This is a genomic window from Streptomyces lomondensis (assembly GCF_014651035.1).
Classification (GTDB): domain Bacteria; phylum Actinomycetota; class Actinomycetes; order Streptomycetales; family Streptomycetaceae; genus Streptomyces; species Streptomyces lomondensis.
This window is the reverse complement of record NZ_BMWC01000002.1, coordinates 764,583-778,651: the sequence shown is the minus strand read 5'-3', so window position 1 is coordinate 778,651 and position 14,069 is coordinate 764,583. Positions and strand designations below refer to the sequence as shown.

The following is a 14,069-nucleotide window of genomic DNA, read 5'->3' as shown; positions in this document are numbered from 1 at the left end:
TGGTTGTGGTGGGGTCGTGGCTGTCGGGGCGGCGGAGGGCCGATGACGAGGAGGCCGGAATGTGGCGTGACATGGTCGACGAGTTGCGGACGGGGGCCTTGCGCCCACCGGCACCCCGTGCCGTCCTCCACCGCATCGAGGAGTCCCTCGGCCAGCCCTTGCCGCCGGCCCTGCGCTCCCTCCTGCTGGAGACCGACGGGATCGAGGGCCCCTACGGCGAGGATGTCGTCTGGCCCGCCGAGCGCATCCTGAACGACAACCTCACCTTCCGCACCGACCCCGGCCTCCGCTCGCTCCACCGGCCGTTCGAACCACTGCTGTTCTTCGGCGACAACGGTGGGGGCGACCAGTTCGCCTTCGTACAGGACACCGGGGATGCGGGCGTGTACGTCTGGGACCACGAGACGGACGAGCGCACTCTCGTGGCCACCGACCTGTCCGTCTATGTCCGGCAGGCGTTGGGCAGCGGGGGAGAGGACTGGTACCGGTGACGGCCTGGACGTGCGCGGTACGAGGCGGGGCCGTCCGGCGCTCCCCTTCCGGCTTCGTGAGTGAATCGTGCAGGCATGATGGCCGACAGGTGACGAACAAGCCCGTCGCGCGGGGCGGTTGGGGTGGGTGCCGATTCGCTGGCGCACAGGGGGCGTCCCGTTCCGGCTCTGTTCACGACGGGGCTGAGCCCTTATGACGTTGCAGATGGATAACAGCCCGCAACCTGAGGTCCAGGAGGCAGGACGCGCCTTGAGGGGCTTATGTGCGGCTGATACGGTGCGATGGCTTGACACTCACCCCCAGTGCTGGCTATTCGCCCAGGTCGGGCGGGTACGTCCGGCCCGTCCCGCACATCTCCGTGCGGGTGGACGCGGGTGAAGTGTCCGACTTTGAAAGCAATTTGACAGATATATTCTTGGGTGTACGGGGAGCGGTTGCGTGAAGATCCAAGAGCGTACGGGGGCGGGCGCCGGTCGTTCCGCCACTCCGGCTCAGCCGTCGGTCGGTGACCGGCTTCCCACACCGCCTCGCGAGCGCAAACCGGCACTGGCCGCCCTCGCCGTGCTGCTCATCCTGGTGGGCGCGCTGGGCGCGACGATGCTCGTGCTCCAGGCCGGTGACCGGATCGAGGTCGTCAAGGTGACGAAGGAGATCCAGGCCGGGGAGTCCGTCGGTGACAACGTGACCTCCGTGATGGTCGCCGACGACGCCGGCATCAACTACGTCAAGTGGTCGCAGCTGAGCACGCTCAAGACGCTCAAGGCCAAGACCACGATCTACCCGGACACGGTCGTGATGGGCCAGATGTTCGCCAAGAAGGCCAGCCTCCCCGCCGGCAAGGCCTCCGTGGGCCTCGCCCTCAAGGAGGGCCAGTACCCCTCGGACATCAAGCCCGGTGACCTCGTCTCCGCCTACCGCGTCGGCACCAGCAGCGCCGGCTCGAACAGCTCCGGCGACAGCTCCGGCTCGTCGAGCGGCACCTCGTCCGCCGGCGGCGGCCTCGTCGACAACGCGCGCGTGAACACCGTCGCGGCGGACGACGACGCCACCGTGAGCACGGGCAACCTCTCGCTCACCCTCCTCGTCGACCAGGCCGACGCGGCCGCGCTCGCCACCGCGGCGGCCGCGGGCGAGGTCGCCATCGTGCACGTCCCCGGCAATTAGAAGGCGGCACCCACCCCATGGCGCTCATCGCTCTCGCCGCCGACAAGGGTTCCCCCGGCGTCACCACCGCGGCCGTCGCCCTCGCGGCGGTCTGGCCGCGGCGCGTCCTGCTCGCCGAGGCGGACCCGGCGGGCGGTGACCTCGTCTACCGCAGTGCCGCCGCGCACGGCGGACCGCTCAACCCCAACACCGGCATGCTGTCCATCGCCGCGACCGCGCGCCGCGGCCTCGTCCCCGACCAGCTCTGGGACCACGTACAGCCGCTGAGCGGGGGACTGGAGGTGCTCGTCGGGCTCGGTATCGCCGAGCAGGCCGCCGGGCTCGCGGGCCTGTGGCCCACCCTCGGGCACGCCTTCGCCGCCCTCGCCGACTCCCCGCACGCCGCCGCCGACGTCATCGCCGACTGCGGACGCGTCAGCGGGGACACCCCTGCCGTCGAACTGTTCCCGCACGCCTCGCTGGTGCTGCTCATCTCGCGCACCGAGCCGGAGGCCCTCGCGCGGGTCCGCGACCGTGCCGCCGCCCTCGCCGGGAAGCTGCACGGCGGACCGCGCGGCGCCGCCAGCCTCGCCATGCCCATGATCGGCGTCGTCCTGATCGCCGACACGGCCACCGCGGGCAAGCTCGCCTCGCAGGTCAACGACATGCTCGTGCACGCCCAGACCGGCGCCCGCGTGGTCGGCACCATCGCCGACGACCCGGCCGGCGCCGACCAGCTGGCCGGCCGCAAGCGCGGCCGTCTCGACAAGTCGCTGCTGATCCGCTCGGCCCGCAAGGTCGCCGCCGACCTCTACCAGCAGTACGGCGCCGCCTGGGCCGCCTCCGCCCAGGCGAACCAGGCCCAGCAGCCCCACCACACGCAGCACAGCCACCCTGGCCAGATGCAGGGCCACGCGGGGGCCGGCGCATGACCGCTGTCGACCACCAGTTGGTCAAGCGGTTCCGCCAGGACGCCGGCGACCGCATCGCCGAGCAGCGCCGACAGGACCAGCTCAACAACGTCACTCCGATGTCCACGGAGGACGAGCGGCAGTACGCCCGTGCCGTCATAGCCCAGATCCTGGAGGAGTACGCCCGCGCCGAGATCAACGCGGGCCGTACGCCGCTGGACGCCGAGACCGAGGAGCAGTACGCGGCCGCCGTGCACGCCGCCCTGTTCGGCGTCGGCCGGCTCCAGCCGCTGCTGGACAACCCCGAGGTCGAGAACATCGACATCAACGGCTGCGACCAGGTCTTCGTCGGATACGCCGACGGGCGCGAGGAGAAGGGCGACCCGGTCGCCGAGACCGACGAGGAGCTCATCGAGCTCATCCAGGTCCTCGGCGCCTACTCGGGCCTGTCCTCCCGCCCCTTCGACTCGGCCAACCCGCAGCTCGACCTGCGCCTGCCCGACGGTTCGCGACTGTCTGCCGTCATGGACGTGGCGCGGCGCCCGGCGCTGTCCATCCGCCGCGCCCGCATGGGCAAGGTGTTCATCTCCGACCTCGTCGGCAACGGCACGCTCACCCCCGAGGTCGCCCACTTCCTGGCCTGCGCGGTCCGCGCCCGCAAGAACATCATGATCGCCGGCGCCACCAACGCCGGTAAGACCACGCTGCTGCGCGCCCTCGCCAACGAGATCCCGCCGCACGAGCGCCTCATCACCGTCGAACGGGCCCTGGAGCTCGGCCTCGACACCTTCCCCGACCTGCACCCCAACGTCGTCGCCTTCGAGGAGCGGCTGCCCAACTCCGAGGGCCAGGGCGCCATCTCGATGGCGGAGCTGGTGCGCCGGTCGCTGCGTATGAACCCCTCCCGGGTCATCGTCGGCGAGGTCCTCGGCGACGAGATCGTCACGATGCTCAACGCGATGTCCCAGGGCAACGACGGTTCGCTGTCCACGATCCACGCCAACAGCTCCAGCGAGGTGTTCAACCGTATTTCCACGTACGCGTTGCAGGCCTCCGAGCGGCTGCCCATCGAGGCCAGCCAGATGCTGATCGCGGGCGCGGTGAACTTCGTCGTCTTCATCCAGCGGCGCAACAACTTCGGCAACGGCGGCCGCCTCCAGCGCATGGTCACCTCCGTGCGCGAGGTCAACGGCGTCGACGGGCGCGTCCTGTCCAGCGAGGTGTTCGCGGAGGCCCCCGACGGCCGGGTCGTGCCGCACGCCCCCATAGCCTGCCTGGAGGAACTGATGGCACACGGCTACCGGCCGTCCGGGACCTGGGGGTGAGCCGGCGATGACCACCACTCTCGCCGCACTCGGCTCGCTCGGCACCATGGGCGGCCTGTTCTCCACCACCGTCCTGTACTCGATCGGCAGCGGCGTCGCCGTCGGCGGCGGCCTCGCCCTCCTGCTCGTCGCCGTCCGCGGACTGCCCGCCAAGCCCGACCACGAGAAGCAGAAGGCCGCCCAGCGGGCGAGCGAACTCATCCGCTTCGCCGGTCAGCGCGGCTCGCTCGCCGCCATCGTCGGCCTGGTCGTCCTCGTCCTCACCCGCTGGGCCGTCGCGGGCATCGCGGCCGGCGTCCTCGTCTTCTTCTGGGACCGCCTGTTCGGCGGCGCCGGCGAGGAACGGGCCGCCATGCGCCGCGTGGAGGCCCTGGCCTCCTGGACGGAGTCCCTGCGCGACACCATCGCCGGCGCCGTCGGCCTGGAGCAGGCCATCCCGGCCTCCGCCCGCGCCGCCGCCCCCGTCCTGCGGCCCCACCTCGACGCCCTCGTCGACCGCCTGCGCGCCCGCACCCCGCTGCCCGAGGCGCTCCAGCACCTCGCCGACGAGATCGACGACGCCTCCGCCGACATCATCGTCGCGGCCCTGATCCTCAACGCCCGGCTGCGCGGCCCCGGTCTGCGCCAGGTGCTGGGCGCCCTGGCCAAGTCGGCCCGCGAGGAGGTCGACATGCGCCAGCGCGTGATGGCGCAGCGCGCCTCGACCCGCCGCTCGGTGCAGATCGTCGTCGCGGTCTCCATCGCCTTCGTCCTCGGCCTGTCGATCTTCAACCGCGACTTCGTGGAGCCGTACGGCACGGCCGTCGGCCAGCTCGTCCTGGCCTGTGTCTGCGGCCTGTTCGCGCTGGGCTTCTGGTGGCTGCGCAAGCTGTCCACCATCGAGACGCCCGAACGCTTCCTGGTCCGTGACGAGGCAGCCGTCCAGTTCGTCCGTCCCAGGACGCCGTCGCAGCAGCCCCAGCAGCAGCTGCCGCAGGAAGAGGGGGTACGCCGGTGAACCTCACGATGCCGCTCGTCGTCGGCGCCGTCATCGGCCTGGGCATCTACGCCCTCGTCCGCGCCCTCATGCCCGGCAAGCGGAGCGCGATCTCCCAGGTCGCGCGGATCGACGCGATGCGGGCCCGCGGCTCGGCGTACGAGTCGGCGCGCACCGAGCGGGACACCGGGCGCTTCGGCTCGCTGCGGGCCGAAGTCGGCATCCGCGTCTCCGAGTTCTACCTCCAGCAGGGCTGGGAGCAGCGCTCGCTGCGCGCGGACCTGGCCGTGCTGGACCGCAGCTGGGAGAAGTTCCTGGCGACGAAGGTGCTGCTGGGCGTGGCGGGCCTGTTCTTCGGCCCGTTCCTGTTCGCCATCGTCTACACGCTGGGCTTCGGCAGGAGCCCGATCATCCCGGTCTGGCTGGCGCTGCTGTGCGCGGTGGTCTTCTTCTTCCTGCCCGACCTGGAGGTACGGCGGGACGCGGCCGAGAAGCGGCGCGACCTGCGGCGCGTGATCGGGGCGTACCTCGACCTGGTGTCGATGAGCCTGGCCGGCGGACGCGGTCTGCCGGAGGCCTTGATGGCGGCGGCCGAGGTGTCCGACGGCTGGGCCAGCCAGCGCATCAAGAACGCCCTCTCCGACGCCCGTATCACCGGCCTCAGCCAGTGGCAGGCGCTCGGCCAGCTCGGTGAGGAGATCGGCGTCGAGGAGCTCAAGGACCTCTCCGCCTCCCTCGCCCTGGTCGCGGACGACGGCGCCAAGGTGCGCGAGTCCCTCGCCTCCCGCGCCGAGACCATGCGGCACCGCGAACTCGCCGAGATCGAGGGCAGCGCGGGCGAGAAGTCCCAGTCGATGCTCGTGGCGCAGCTGCTGCTGTGCGCCGGGTTCCTGGTGTTCCTGATCTTTCCGGCGGCGATGCGGGTGTTCCAGGTGCAGTGAGCCGGCCTACCGACTGAAGAACCTCCCCGAACGGATCTCGAAAGGACAAGACGTCATGAACGGACGCACCTTCCACACCGGCATCCCCGCCGTGGACTTCCTCGTCACCTTCCTCCAGGCCCGCACCGAGCGCGCCCGCTCCGGTGAACTGGACCGCGGTGCCTCCGCGGTCGAGTGGGTCATCATCTCGGCGGTCGTCGTGGCGATCGTCGGTGTCGTGGCCGCCATCATCAACGCCGCGCTGAGCGAGGGCGCCAACAAGGTGGGCGACTGCATCAAGGGCGCCGACGCGGGCAAGACCTGCTGATCTTCTCAGGGGCAACGGGGTTCACGGGGATGCCGGCAGACGTGAGCAGACGAGTACGTCGCAGGGTGGAGACCGCACGCAGACGCGCGGCCGCCCGCGGCGACTCAGGCATGACCGCGATCGAGTTCGTGCTGCTCACCCCGGTCCTCTTCTTCATGATCTTCGCGACGGTGCAGTTCGCCCTGTACTTCTTCGCGGACCACGTGGCCCAGGCGGCGGCCCAGGCCGGAGCGCGCAAGGCGCGCGCCACGGCCGACGAACAGCCGGGCGCGTGGCGGGGCGAGGCACGGGACGTGGTCGACAGCTACATCCGCCAGCTGGGCCCGCAGCTGGTGCTGTCCCCGGACGTGACGATGCTCCAGCCGGAGCCGAACACGGTGGGCGTGGAGATCGCGGCGAGGGTGCCCACGGTGTTTCCCGGGCTGGATCTGACGGTGCACGCGCAGTCGGCCGGGCCGGTGGAGCGGTTCGTACAGGAGGAAGGGAACTGAATGACCGTCTCTCCTTCGCTCAAGAGCCGCCGGCCGGGGGACGACCGGGGCCTGTCCACGGTGGAAGTCGTGATCCTCGCACCGGTGATGATCCTTTTCATCCTCGTCCTGGTGGCCTTCGGCCAGCTCGTGGACGGCCGGGGAGCACTCGACGGGGCGGCCCGGGACGCGGCCCGCGCGGGCTCGATCCAGAAGAACCACGCCCTGGCCATGGCCGAGGCCAAGAAGGCCGCGGAGGCGAACCTGGCGGACGTCTGCTCGGGCCCGGTGTCGGTCGTCCAGACGAGCCAGGGCTTCGAGCCGGACACCATCTTCACGGTCGAGGTGAGCTGCCAGGTGCGGGGCCTCGCCATGCTCGGCCTCGACATCCCGACGACCCTGTCGGCCAGCTTCAGCTCCCCGCTCGACCCGTTCCGGAGGTCGGCGTGAGACACCTGCGGCTGGACCGGCGGTCGGGCTGGGCCGCCCGTCGCGCCCATCTGGACGACCGGGGCTCGGGCGCCGGAGCGGTCATCATCTTCGCCCTGGTCTTCCTCTCCCTGTCGGCGTTCGTCATCGACGGCGGCCTGTCCATCTCCAAGCGGGAGCGCGCCGCCGACATCGCCGAACAGGCCGCCCGTTACGCCGCGCAGGACATCGACCGCGATGCCCTCTACGAGAACGAGGGCGGCCCGGCGCCGATCAACTTCGAGAACTGCAACGCCCGCGTGAAGGCCTTCGCCCGCGAGATGGACATGACGGGCGCGGACATCGCGGCGACCCACTGCGTGGCGGCGGACGCCGAGCAGGTGGAGGTCGAGGTGCAGCTCACGTACTCCCCGGTCTTCACCGGGATGTTCTACGGCGGTGACGTGGTGGTCCACGGACAGGCGGTGGCGCAGAACGAGGTCGGCTGAGGCCCGCCGTCCTCGTTCCCCGCCCCTCGCGGCTCCGCTGAGCACGATTCCCCCCACTGGAGGTACAACCCCATGCGCACACGCACGACCACGGCGGCCGCCACCGCCCTGACCGCGGCGGTGGCGCTGCTGCTGACGGGCTGCGGCGGCTCGGACAGTTCCGGCGGCTCGGACTCGAAGACCAGCGACGAGATCGCGGGGGCCGACACGGGGCCGGGGTCGGCGGCGCCGTCGGAGTCGGCCGCGGGTGATGGCATTGAGCGGCCGGAGATCAAGCTGCCGTCCGACGTCGAGAACGTCTTCGAGGGCGGCACGACCGGCGACGAGGCCAAGGACGCCGTGCTCGCGGACAACGAGCGGATGATCAACTCGATCGACGAGGCCATCACCGTCGACGCCGGGAAGCACCCGGCCCTGAAGTTCTACAGCAAGGGCGACGCGCTGCTCGCTGCCGCGACGTACATCAAGTCCTTCTACGACTCCGGCACCTCGTGGGCCGGCGTCACGCGCTACTACGACCGGGACGTCACGCTGAACGGCACCACGTCCGCCACGGTGACGTACTGCGGCGACGAGACGAAGTCCTACAGCAAGGACCGCAAGACCAAGCAGGTCAAGAGGACGCCCGGTGACGCGGACGACTACGTCTCCTACAACGCGCGCATGGAGAAGAACGCCCAGGGAGTCTGGCAGACCGTCAAGGTGTCGTCCGAGCGAGGAGCGGAGCGGTGCCGGCCTTGATCCCCATGCGTTCGCGAGTGCGGATCGCCACCCTGCTCGCCCTCCCGTTGGCTCTCGTGCCGTCGATGGCCCAGGCCGGAAGCAAAACGGGCGACGGGGCCAGCCTGGGCGACGCGCAGGGCGGTACGAAGGGGCGGAACATCACCGTCCAGACCAAGGTGCGGACGACGGTCAACGGAGCTCGCAGTACTGCCAGGACCGGCTCACTGTCCTCGGCCGACAGCAACTGGACGCCCCCGGCCTGCTGGTACGAACCGGCGTTCTCGCCCAAGGAGATCCAGGCCACGGTGAAGGCGTGGCGGGGCATGGACGGCATCGCGTTCCTCGACGGTATCGGCGACATCATCGGTGAGATGCTGGACCAGCGGTACAAGAACGGGCACCCCTACAAGAACTACAACCTCGACAAGCAGGGCGAGGGAATGTTCTGGGCTGCGGCAGTGAACCCCAACCGCAAGGACGACCCCGAAGCCATGTCCTGCGACAAGCCGCCCTTCTGGGTCGACGAGGGCCAACCCCCGAACGAGCCCCTGGCCGTCTCCCCGCAGGTTCTCGCCGAGTACGCCTACGACGAACTCCCCGTCCCCGGCACGGAGATCGAGATGGCCCCGGCGGGCAGGTCGACCGTCAACCTCCCCACCTGGGTCTGGCTCGACAAGGCCAGGTTCAAGAAGCTGTCGGTGACGGCGAGCCTGCCCGGCACGGGCCTGTCGGCGACCACCACGGCGGAGCCGGTCTCCCTGCACATCGAGCCGGGCACGGCCGACGCCCAGACCTACCCCGCTTCCGGCAACTGCGCGATCAACGACGACGGCAGCATCGGCGAACCGTACGCGAAGGGCAAGGCCGACCGGACACCGCCCTGCGGCGTGAGCTACCAGCGCGCGACGGGCTCCGACGGCCCCTACTCACTGCGGGCCACGGTCACCTGGAAGATCAGCTGGACCAGCACGGACGGCGACGGCGGTGACCTCCCCGACGGCACATTCGGTACGACCCAGGACGTGGCGGTGCGGGAGATCCAGTCGGTGAACCGCTGATCCCGAAACTCCCACGGATCTGCACACCGTTCACCGACAGGTCGTAGGGAACGCGGGTAGAAAACGAGCCCCGCTCACCTCCAGGGGCGGGCGGCGTGATTCCGTCCGCCGGATCGGTGGGACATGTGAAGGTGAGGGACCTTTCGATGACCGAATGGTCACAGTCATGAATTGGGCGGGCGAAAGTCACCGCGCGTCCATATCCGCTGACTGGCCGACCCTTCTCCCGACGTGCTTTGATCAGTCGCGCTCCAGCACTTCGAATTTTTGAAACGAAGGGAACCACCCCTCATGGCCTTCACCCCGCAGATCGAGACCGCCCAGATGTCCGACGCCGAGCTGGACACCATTGCCGGCGGCCAGGCGGGCGGCGTCGCCGCGGGTGCCGGCGCCGCAGCCGGCGTCTACGTCGAGACGTCGGCTGCCGGCCTCAACGCCGGTGTCGGCGGTGGCCTGGGCCTCGCCGTCTCGCCCCAGGGCGTCGCGGCGGACCTGCACCTCAACGCCGCCGTCGCTTCCTGACGAAACGCACGCGAAAGGCCCCGGATCTCCGATCCGGGGCCTTTCCGTATGCCGGTATGCCGGTCGGCGGCTTACTTACCGCCCCCGCCGTCCCCTTTACCGCCCTTTCCGCCCCGCTTGTCCTCGGTCTTCATGGCGTCGTTCACCTGCTTGGCGAGTTCGTCGTCGAGTTTCTTGAACTCGCGCACCACGGCATCGGACATACTCGCCAGCGCATCGAGCTGCTGCGTGATGTCCTCACGCCCGTCCTCCCAGTTGGACTCGAAATCACCGAGCGCGTCATTGACGCTGCCGTCGCCGATGTCGTCCTTGTAGGAGTCGAAGAGCTTCTTGGTGTGATTCAGCCGGGTCTTGATGGAACGCAGCCGGCGCCCGTAGCTCTCCAACTCGGTCAGCGGGAGCGCGAGGTCGCTCTTGCCCTTGCCCATACGGCAGTCCCCCAACGTCCGAGGCTCTGGTCCCACCGGCACCGTACCCCGGGCCGATCTTCCCGTCGAACGACTGTGCCTTGTAAGTTCACGTGACCTCACCTCGGCGGACTCATGGAAGGGGTTCCGTGACTATTACTGGTGAGTTGACCGAGGAGTGGCTGAGTCGTATGCAGACGCTCACCTCCACCTTCATGGAACGGTTCCAGTCCACATTCGGCTACCCGCCCGACGACAACTGTGTGGTACCCGCTTCGACGTCCGAGTCGGGAGAGTCCTCGAGCCTGGACGACCTGCCCCAGGAACTGATCACCTTCTATCGGCACGTGGACCGGGTCAGCCTCCCGGACGTGGGTTCAGGGTTCTTCGTGCACCCGGTCGACCAGACGCTGGGAGGGATGCGGGGAGACCTCCCGACACGGATCGTGGGCTCGCGTGAGGACTCCGTCGTGGTTTTCGGGTCTGATGGGGGAGGCGCTCTCTTCGCCTTGAGCACTTCGGACGAGTCGACCGTGTACCGGCTTCCGCCTGCGCGTGTCGAAGACGGCGTATACACCGAGGGATCGATCCCGTGTGAGGTTGTCGCCCCCGGACTTGCTGCGTATCTGTCGCTCCTCGAGCAGGAGCTGCAGTGCGCCGGGTAGGTGCTGCTTCGGGCCTGCCTGCTCGATCCGAGGCGGGCAGGCAGACACGGCAAATCTCACATGGCGTTTCCGGCGGGCCAGTGGCGGCCGGACTATCTTCGTGGGGCAGCGGTTGACCGACTGGATCTCCTGGACGTTCATGTCCTGAGCGGTCTCGAAGGTGCCGTCGGTCGCACGGAGTTAGTGAAAGGTCAGGTTGTGCCCGTCCCGGAAAGCGTGCTGGCGCGCGAGGTCTTCGGGCCGCTCGGAGGCGTCGTCGAGGTCGGTGCGGTGTCCGCGACCGGTACATGGAGCCTCGGTACGGCCTCCGTCGGGGAGTTGGTGATCCGGCGGCGTGACGAGATCGGCCGGGTACTGGAGCTCATCCGCGGCATCGGTGGATTCTCCGACTCCACGATGGCCATCGCCGATGAGCTCGGCTATCTGCGGGACCACGAGGTGACGGCCCCGGCCCTGCTGCTCTGGTCGGGGGCGATCGAGGGGATCCCGTCCCGGCTGGAGGACCTGGAACGGCCGGACGCCGTCCGCCGCATGTGTCACATGGCTGCCGACCTGCAACTGACGTATCTTCTGCAGGCCCTGGTCACTTCGGCCATCGCGGCGGAAGGGGACGTCCCGGACGTCCGGCGGAAAGCGGCCATGGTCGCCGAGGCCCTGGGGATCGCGTGCGAGATCGCGGACGGGACCGGCAGGAGCGCCCCACCGCTCGTCTTCAGGGCGTGGCGAGTCGCCCACCTGCCGGGCATCCTCCGTCCCGACGCGGGCACACCGGAGCACGGCAAAGCGGGGTTCCGTGCCTACGACCAGGCGCTCGAAGCCCTGATGACGCGCGCCTGACCCTTCGCCTCCGTGCGTCACCGCATCAGCGGTTGACCGACTGGATCTCCTGGACGTTCATGTCCTGAGTGGTTTCGAAGGTGCCGTCGGGGAGGTCGCCGCCGGTGCCGTCGGAGCCCCGCCAGGTGATCTTCCAGGTGACGCTGGCGGAGAGCTGGTACGGCGTGCCGTCCGTCGCGCGGAGGTAGCGGATTCCGCAGGGCGGGGTCTTGTCGGCGGCGCCCTTGGTGTACGGGGTGCCGATGGAGCCGTCGTCGTTGATCTGGCAGTCGCCGGAGGCGGGGAAGACCTCGGCGTCCTCGGTGCCCGGGTCCAGGTGGAGCGCGACCGGCTTGGCGGTGGTCTCCGCCCACAGGCCCGTTCCGGGGAGTTCGGCGCGGACCTTGACCTCCTTGAAGGTGCCCTTGTCGAGCCACACCCAGGTGGGCAGGTTGACCGTCGACCGGGCCTCCGGCTTCAGCTCGATCTCGGTGCCGGGGACCTTGACCTTGTCGTAGGCGTACTCGGCGAGGGTCTGCGGAGTGGGCGCGTTCGGTACGTCCGGGTTCTCGCCCGCGGGGACCCAGAACATGAGCCGGCTGCACATCGACGTGTCGTCCAGGGCGTTGAAGTCCGGTGCGACTCCGCGCCAGAAGTAGCCCTTCTCGCCGAGGTTGTAGTTCTTGTAGCCCTTCACCGTGGACGGCTCGGTGAAGATGGTGTTCGCGTCCTTGCCGTCCCTGAAGTGGTCGGTCCACAGCTCGGATCCGTACCACCGTCACGCAGACCGGCGTCGCCGCTGCCGTCGTTCTCCGCGAAATTCTTCAACTGCTCGGGCGTGAAGACGGGCTCGTACCAGCACAGCGGCGGCTCCCAGTTCACGTCCGCCGACGACAGCGTGCCCTGTTTGCCGCCGGTGGGGCCGCTCGTCTGCGTGACCTTGATCCGGGTGTGCTGGGCGGAGGCGGTCAGTTCGCCGCTGTCGTCGCTGCCGCCTCGCACGTCGCTGCCCGAGCCGCCGAACGCGGCGGCGGGTGTCGAGCCTAGCAGCGCCACGACGAGGGACGTGGCGATCAGGGGTATCGCCCGGTACCGCCCCCTCACCTGGAGCATCCCCCTCGCTCACCGTGCAGCGACGAGTTCTGCCACACGCCCTGCGCGTTCTTCGTGAGCGAGACCGAGTAGCGGACGTAGGGGTTCGTGCCCGCCGGGTTCCCCTCGACCTTTCCGGTCTTGCGGTTCCTGGTCTTCGCGTCGGTCTCGTCCGTGCAGTAGCTGAGCGACGCGCCCCTGCCGTTCGGGGCGAGGGTGACCTTGGGGTCGAAGGCGGGCAGCTTGCCGATGACGGTGAGGTTCTTGTCCGTGTAGGACTTGATCCACTCCTTGGTCTGCCCGAGGACCCCTTCGGTGTCGTAGAAGGCGACGGCCTCGCTGTCGGGGTCGTTCTCGATGATCGCCGCGTAGCCGGCCCGCAGCTCTTCCCTGGCGTCGGTGAGTACCGCCTGCTCGCCCCGGTCGCTGCTCGTCCAGTTCTCGAACGTCAGCCGGAAGCTGTCGGTGATGGTGATCTCGGGGCGCTCGGGGCCGGACGACGCCGAGGCCGACGCCGGAGCCGGCGGACTGCCCTGCCCCTTGCCGGGACCCTTGATCGCGTCCGAAGAAGCACTGCCGCCGCTCCCGCCGCAGGCGGTGAGCAGGAGCGCCGCGGTCGCGGTGAGTACGGCCGTGGTAGCGGGCAAAGCGCGGCGGGCCACTGGTGTCCTCCTCCGTGGTGGATCGGATCGTCGTCTGCGTGTCAGCCCGCCCTGCCGTTGAGGCTCAACCGCGAGGGCACGGCTCACTGCCGGTACGAATCGACGTGCGAGAGCAGCCCCGGGACCGTCGCCAGCACCCGCGGGTCGACGCTCGCCCGCAGCAGGTCGGCAGCCTCGTCGCCCCGCTCGTCGGCGAGGACGGCCACGACGAAGTCCGGCGGCAGGTTCGGGTGCACCCGTCCTTGGCGCGCGGACGCCGTGATCTTCCGGCAGATCCGGGCGATCGCCCGGTCGTGCGCGGTGTCGAGCGCGTCGGTCTCCGCTTCCGAACCACTCGCCTGCGCCAGCGCGGTGAGCCGTTCGTACCACGGCCGCATCGCCTCGCTCGCCTCGTCGATGACGTCCCAGCGCCATTCGGCAGGCGTGAAGCGGGTGGAGACTTCGTACGGCTTCGTCACGGCGGACTCCGCGTTCGCGGCGAGGGCCGGGGGCAGGATCTGCGAGCCGTCGCTGTAGAAGAGGTGGAACGCGGCGGCGTACAGGCGTTCCTCCGGGTGCGCGGCGGCCAGACGAGCGATCGCACGGCAGCCGTTGTCGCACCACGCGGCTTCGAATGCCTCCCAGTCCATGGCCCTGTCCTCC

General features: G+C 69.7%; 18 protein-coding genes and 1 pseudogene. 15 read left to right on the top strand and 4 right to left on the bottom strand.

The window, feature by feature from the left end:
• Window positions 1–59: 59 nt before the first annotated feature.
• The 13 genes from IE255_RS11000 to IE255_RS10940 all read left to right on the top strand — a co-directional run bounded on the left by IE255_RS11000 (window position 60) and on the right by IE255_RS10940 (window position 9,785).
• Entirely contained in the window at window positions 60–491 is a 432-nt protein-coding gene (locus IE255_RS11000; RefSeq protein WP_190049974.1) for an SMI1/KNR4 family protein, read from the top strand.
• A 439-nt stretch (window positions 492–930) separates the two neighbouring features.
• Window positions 931–1,656, top strand: coding sequence for a hypothetical protein (locus IE255_RS10995; RefSeq protein WP_190049973.1), 726 nt, complete (start codon window positions 931–933; stop codon window positions 1,654–1,656).
• A gap of 17 nt (window positions 1,657–1,673) precedes the next feature.
• Window positions 1,674–2,567 carry a hypothetical protein gene (locus tag IE255_RS10990; protein ID WP_190049972.1) on the top strand — a complete coding sequence of 298 codons (894 nt, stop codon included), beginning with the start codon at window positions 1,674–1,676 and terminating at the stop codon, window positions 2,565–2,567.
• On the top strand, window positions 2,564–3,871 hold the full coding sequence (locus IE255_RS10985) for a TadA family conjugal transfer-associated ATPase (RefSeq protein WP_190049971.1): 1,308 nt from the start codon (window positions 2,564–2,566) through the stop codon (window positions 3,869–3,871). The genes IE255_RS10990 and IE255_RS10985 overlap by 4 nt, the downstream gene beginning before the upstream one ends.
• Window positions 3,872–3,917: 46 nt before the next feature.
• Window positions 3,918–4,868, top strand: coding sequence for a type II secretion system F family protein (locus tag IE255_RS10980; RefSeq protein WP_190050118.1), 951 nt, complete (start codon window positions 3,918–3,920; stop codon window positions 4,866–4,868).
• Window positions 4,865–5,788 (top strand): type II secretion system F family protein, encoded by a 924-nt coding sequence (locus tag IE255_RS10975; RefSeq protein ID WP_190049970.1) that lies wholly within the window; start codon window positions 4,865–4,867, stop codon window positions 5,786–5,788. Before IE255_RS10980 ends, IE255_RS10975 begins: the two co-directional genes overlap by 4 nt.
• 55 nt (window positions 5,789–5,843) lie before the next feature.
• The gene (locus IE255_RS10970; protein ID WP_031107180.1) at window positions 5,844–6,095 is read left to right on the top strand and encodes a hypothetical protein; all 252 of its coding nucleotides are present in this window, start codon (window positions 5,844–5,846) and stop codon (window positions 6,093–6,095) included.
• Between the two features lie 29 nt (window positions 6,096–6,124).
• Window positions 6,125–6,586: a TadE family protein gene (locus IE255_RS10965; protein ID WP_190049969.1), complete on the top strand. Its 462-nt coding sequence runs from the start codon at window positions 6,125–6,127 to the stop codon at window positions 6,584–6,586.
• Window positions 6,587–7,015, top strand: coding sequence for a TadE/TadG family type IV pilus assembly protein (locus IE255_RS10960; RefSeq protein WP_190049968.1), 429 nt, complete (start codon window positions 6,587–6,589; stop codon window positions 7,013–7,015).
• Entirely contained in the window at window positions 7,012–7,482 is a 471-nt protein-coding gene (locus IE255_RS10955) for a TadE/TadG family type IV pilus assembly protein (protein WP_190049967.1), read from the top strand. The genes IE255_RS10960 and IE255_RS10955 overlap by 4 nt, the downstream gene beginning before the upstream one ends.
• 72 nt (window positions 7,483–7,554) lie before the next feature.
• Window positions 7,555–8,223, top strand: coding sequence for a hypothetical protein (locus IE255_RS10950; RefSeq protein WP_190049966.1), 669 nt, complete (start codon window positions 7,555–7,557; stop codon window positions 8,221–8,223).
• Window positions 8,224–8,228: 5 nt separating this feature from the next.
• A complete protein-coding gene (locus IE255_RS10945) occupies window positions 8,229–9,263 on the top strand; it encodes a hypothetical protein (protein ID WP_229906354.1) in 1,035 nt (344 codons plus the stop codon).
• Between the two features lie 291 nt (window positions 9,264–9,554).
• Window positions 9,555–9,785 (top strand): hypothetical protein, encoded by a 231-nt coding sequence (locus tag IE255_RS10940; protein WP_190049965.1) that lies wholly within the window; start codon window positions 9,555–9,557, stop codon window positions 9,783–9,785.
• Between the two features lie 71 nt (window positions 9,786–9,856).
• On the opposite strand, the gene IE255_RS10935 is transcribed toward IE255_RS10940, so the two are convergent.
• Entirely contained in the window at window positions 9,857–10,213 is a 357-nt protein-coding gene (locus IE255_RS10935) for a hypothetical protein (protein ID WP_190049964.1), read from the bottom strand.
• 170 nt (window positions 10,214–10,383) lie between these two features.
• On the opposite strand from IE255_RS10935, the gene IE255_RS10930 reads away from it, so the two are divergent.
• On the top strand, window positions 10,384–10,857 hold the full coding sequence (locus IE255_RS10930) for an SMI1/KNR4 family protein (RefSeq protein ID WP_190049963.1): 474 nt from the start codon (window positions 10,384–10,386) through the stop codon (window positions 10,855–10,857).
• A gap of 198 nt (window positions 10,858–11,055) precedes the next feature.
• Window positions 11,056–11,694, top strand: a complete 639-nt coding sequence (locus tag IE255_RS10925; RefSeq protein WP_190049962.1) for a hypothetical protein — start codon at window positions 11,056–11,058, stop codon at window positions 11,692–11,694.
• A 25-nt stretch (window positions 11,695–11,719) separates the two neighbouring features.
• On the opposite strand, the pseudogene IE255_RS10920 reads toward IE255_RS10925, so the two are convergent.
• The 3 genes and pseudogenes from IE255_RS10920 to IE255_RS10910 form a co-directional block, all read right to left on the bottom strand.
• A pseudogene (locus tag IE255_RS10920) lies at window positions 11,720–12,786 on the bottom strand (hypothetical protein).
• Window positions 12,774–13,427, bottom strand: coding sequence for a hypothetical protein (locus IE255_RS10915; RefSeq protein WP_190049961.1), 654 nt, complete (start codon window positions 13,425–13,427; stop codon window positions 12,774–12,776). The pseudogene IE255_RS10920 and the gene IE255_RS10915 overlap by 13 nt, the downstream one beginning before the upstream one ends.
• 83 nt (window positions 13,428–13,510) lie before the next feature.
• Entirely contained in the window at window positions 13,511–14,056 is a 546-nt protein-coding gene (locus tag IE255_RS10910) for a DUF4303 domain-containing protein (RefSeq protein ID WP_190049960.1), read from the bottom strand.
• Window positions 14,057–14,069: the final 13 nt, after the last annotated feature.

Coding starts and splice junctions, on each gene's coding strand:
- IE255_RS11000 (WP_190049974.1), top strand. CDS start 60: ATGTGGCGTGACATGGTCGACGAGTTGCGGACGGGGGCCTTGCGCCCA.
- IE255_RS10990 (WP_190049972.1), top strand. CDS start 1,674: ATGGCGCTCATCGCTCTCGCCGCCGACAAGGGTTCCCCCGGCGTCACC.
- IE255_RS10985 (WP_190049971.1), top strand. CDS start 2,564: ATGACCGCTGTCGACCACCAGTTGGTCAAGCGGTTCCGCCAGGACGCC.
- IE255_RS10980 (WP_190050118.1), top strand. CDS start 3,918: ATGGGCGGCCTGTTCTCCACCACCGTCCTGTACTCGATCGGCAGCGGC.
- IE255_RS10970 (WP_031107180.1), top strand. CDS start 5,844: ATGAACGGACGCACCTTCCACACCGGCATCCCCGCCGTGGACTTCCTC.
- IE255_RS10965 (WP_190049969.1), top strand. CDS start 6,125: ATGCCGGCAGACGTGAGCAGACGAGTACGTCGCAGGGTGGAGACCGCA.
- IE255_RS10960 (WP_190049968.1), top strand. CDS start 6,587: ATGACCGTCTCTCCTTCGCTCAAGAGCCGCCGGCCGGGGGACGACCGG.
- IE255_RS10950 (WP_190049966.1), top strand. CDS start 7,555: ATGCGCACACGCACGACCACGGCGGCCGCCACCGCCCTGACCGCGGCG.
- IE255_RS10945 (WP_229906354.1), top strand. CDS start 8,229: ATGCGTTCGCGAGTGCGGATCGCCACCCTGCTCGCCCTCCCGTTGGCT.
- IE255_RS10940 (WP_190049965.1), top strand. CDS start 9,555: ATGGCCTTCACCCCGCAGATCGAGACCGCCCAGATGTCCGACGCCGAG.
- IE255_RS10935 (WP_190049964.1), bottom strand. CDS start 10,213: ATGGGCAAGGGCAAGAGCGACCTCGCGCTCCCGCTGACCGAGTTGGAG.
- IE255_RS10930 (WP_190049963.1), top strand. CDS start 10,384: ATGCAGACGCTCACCTCCACCTTCATGGAACGGTTCCAGTCCACATTC.
- IE255_RS10910 (WP_190049960.1), bottom strand. CDS start 14,056: ATGGACTGGGAGGCATTCGAAGCCGCGTGGTGCGACAACGGCTGCCGT.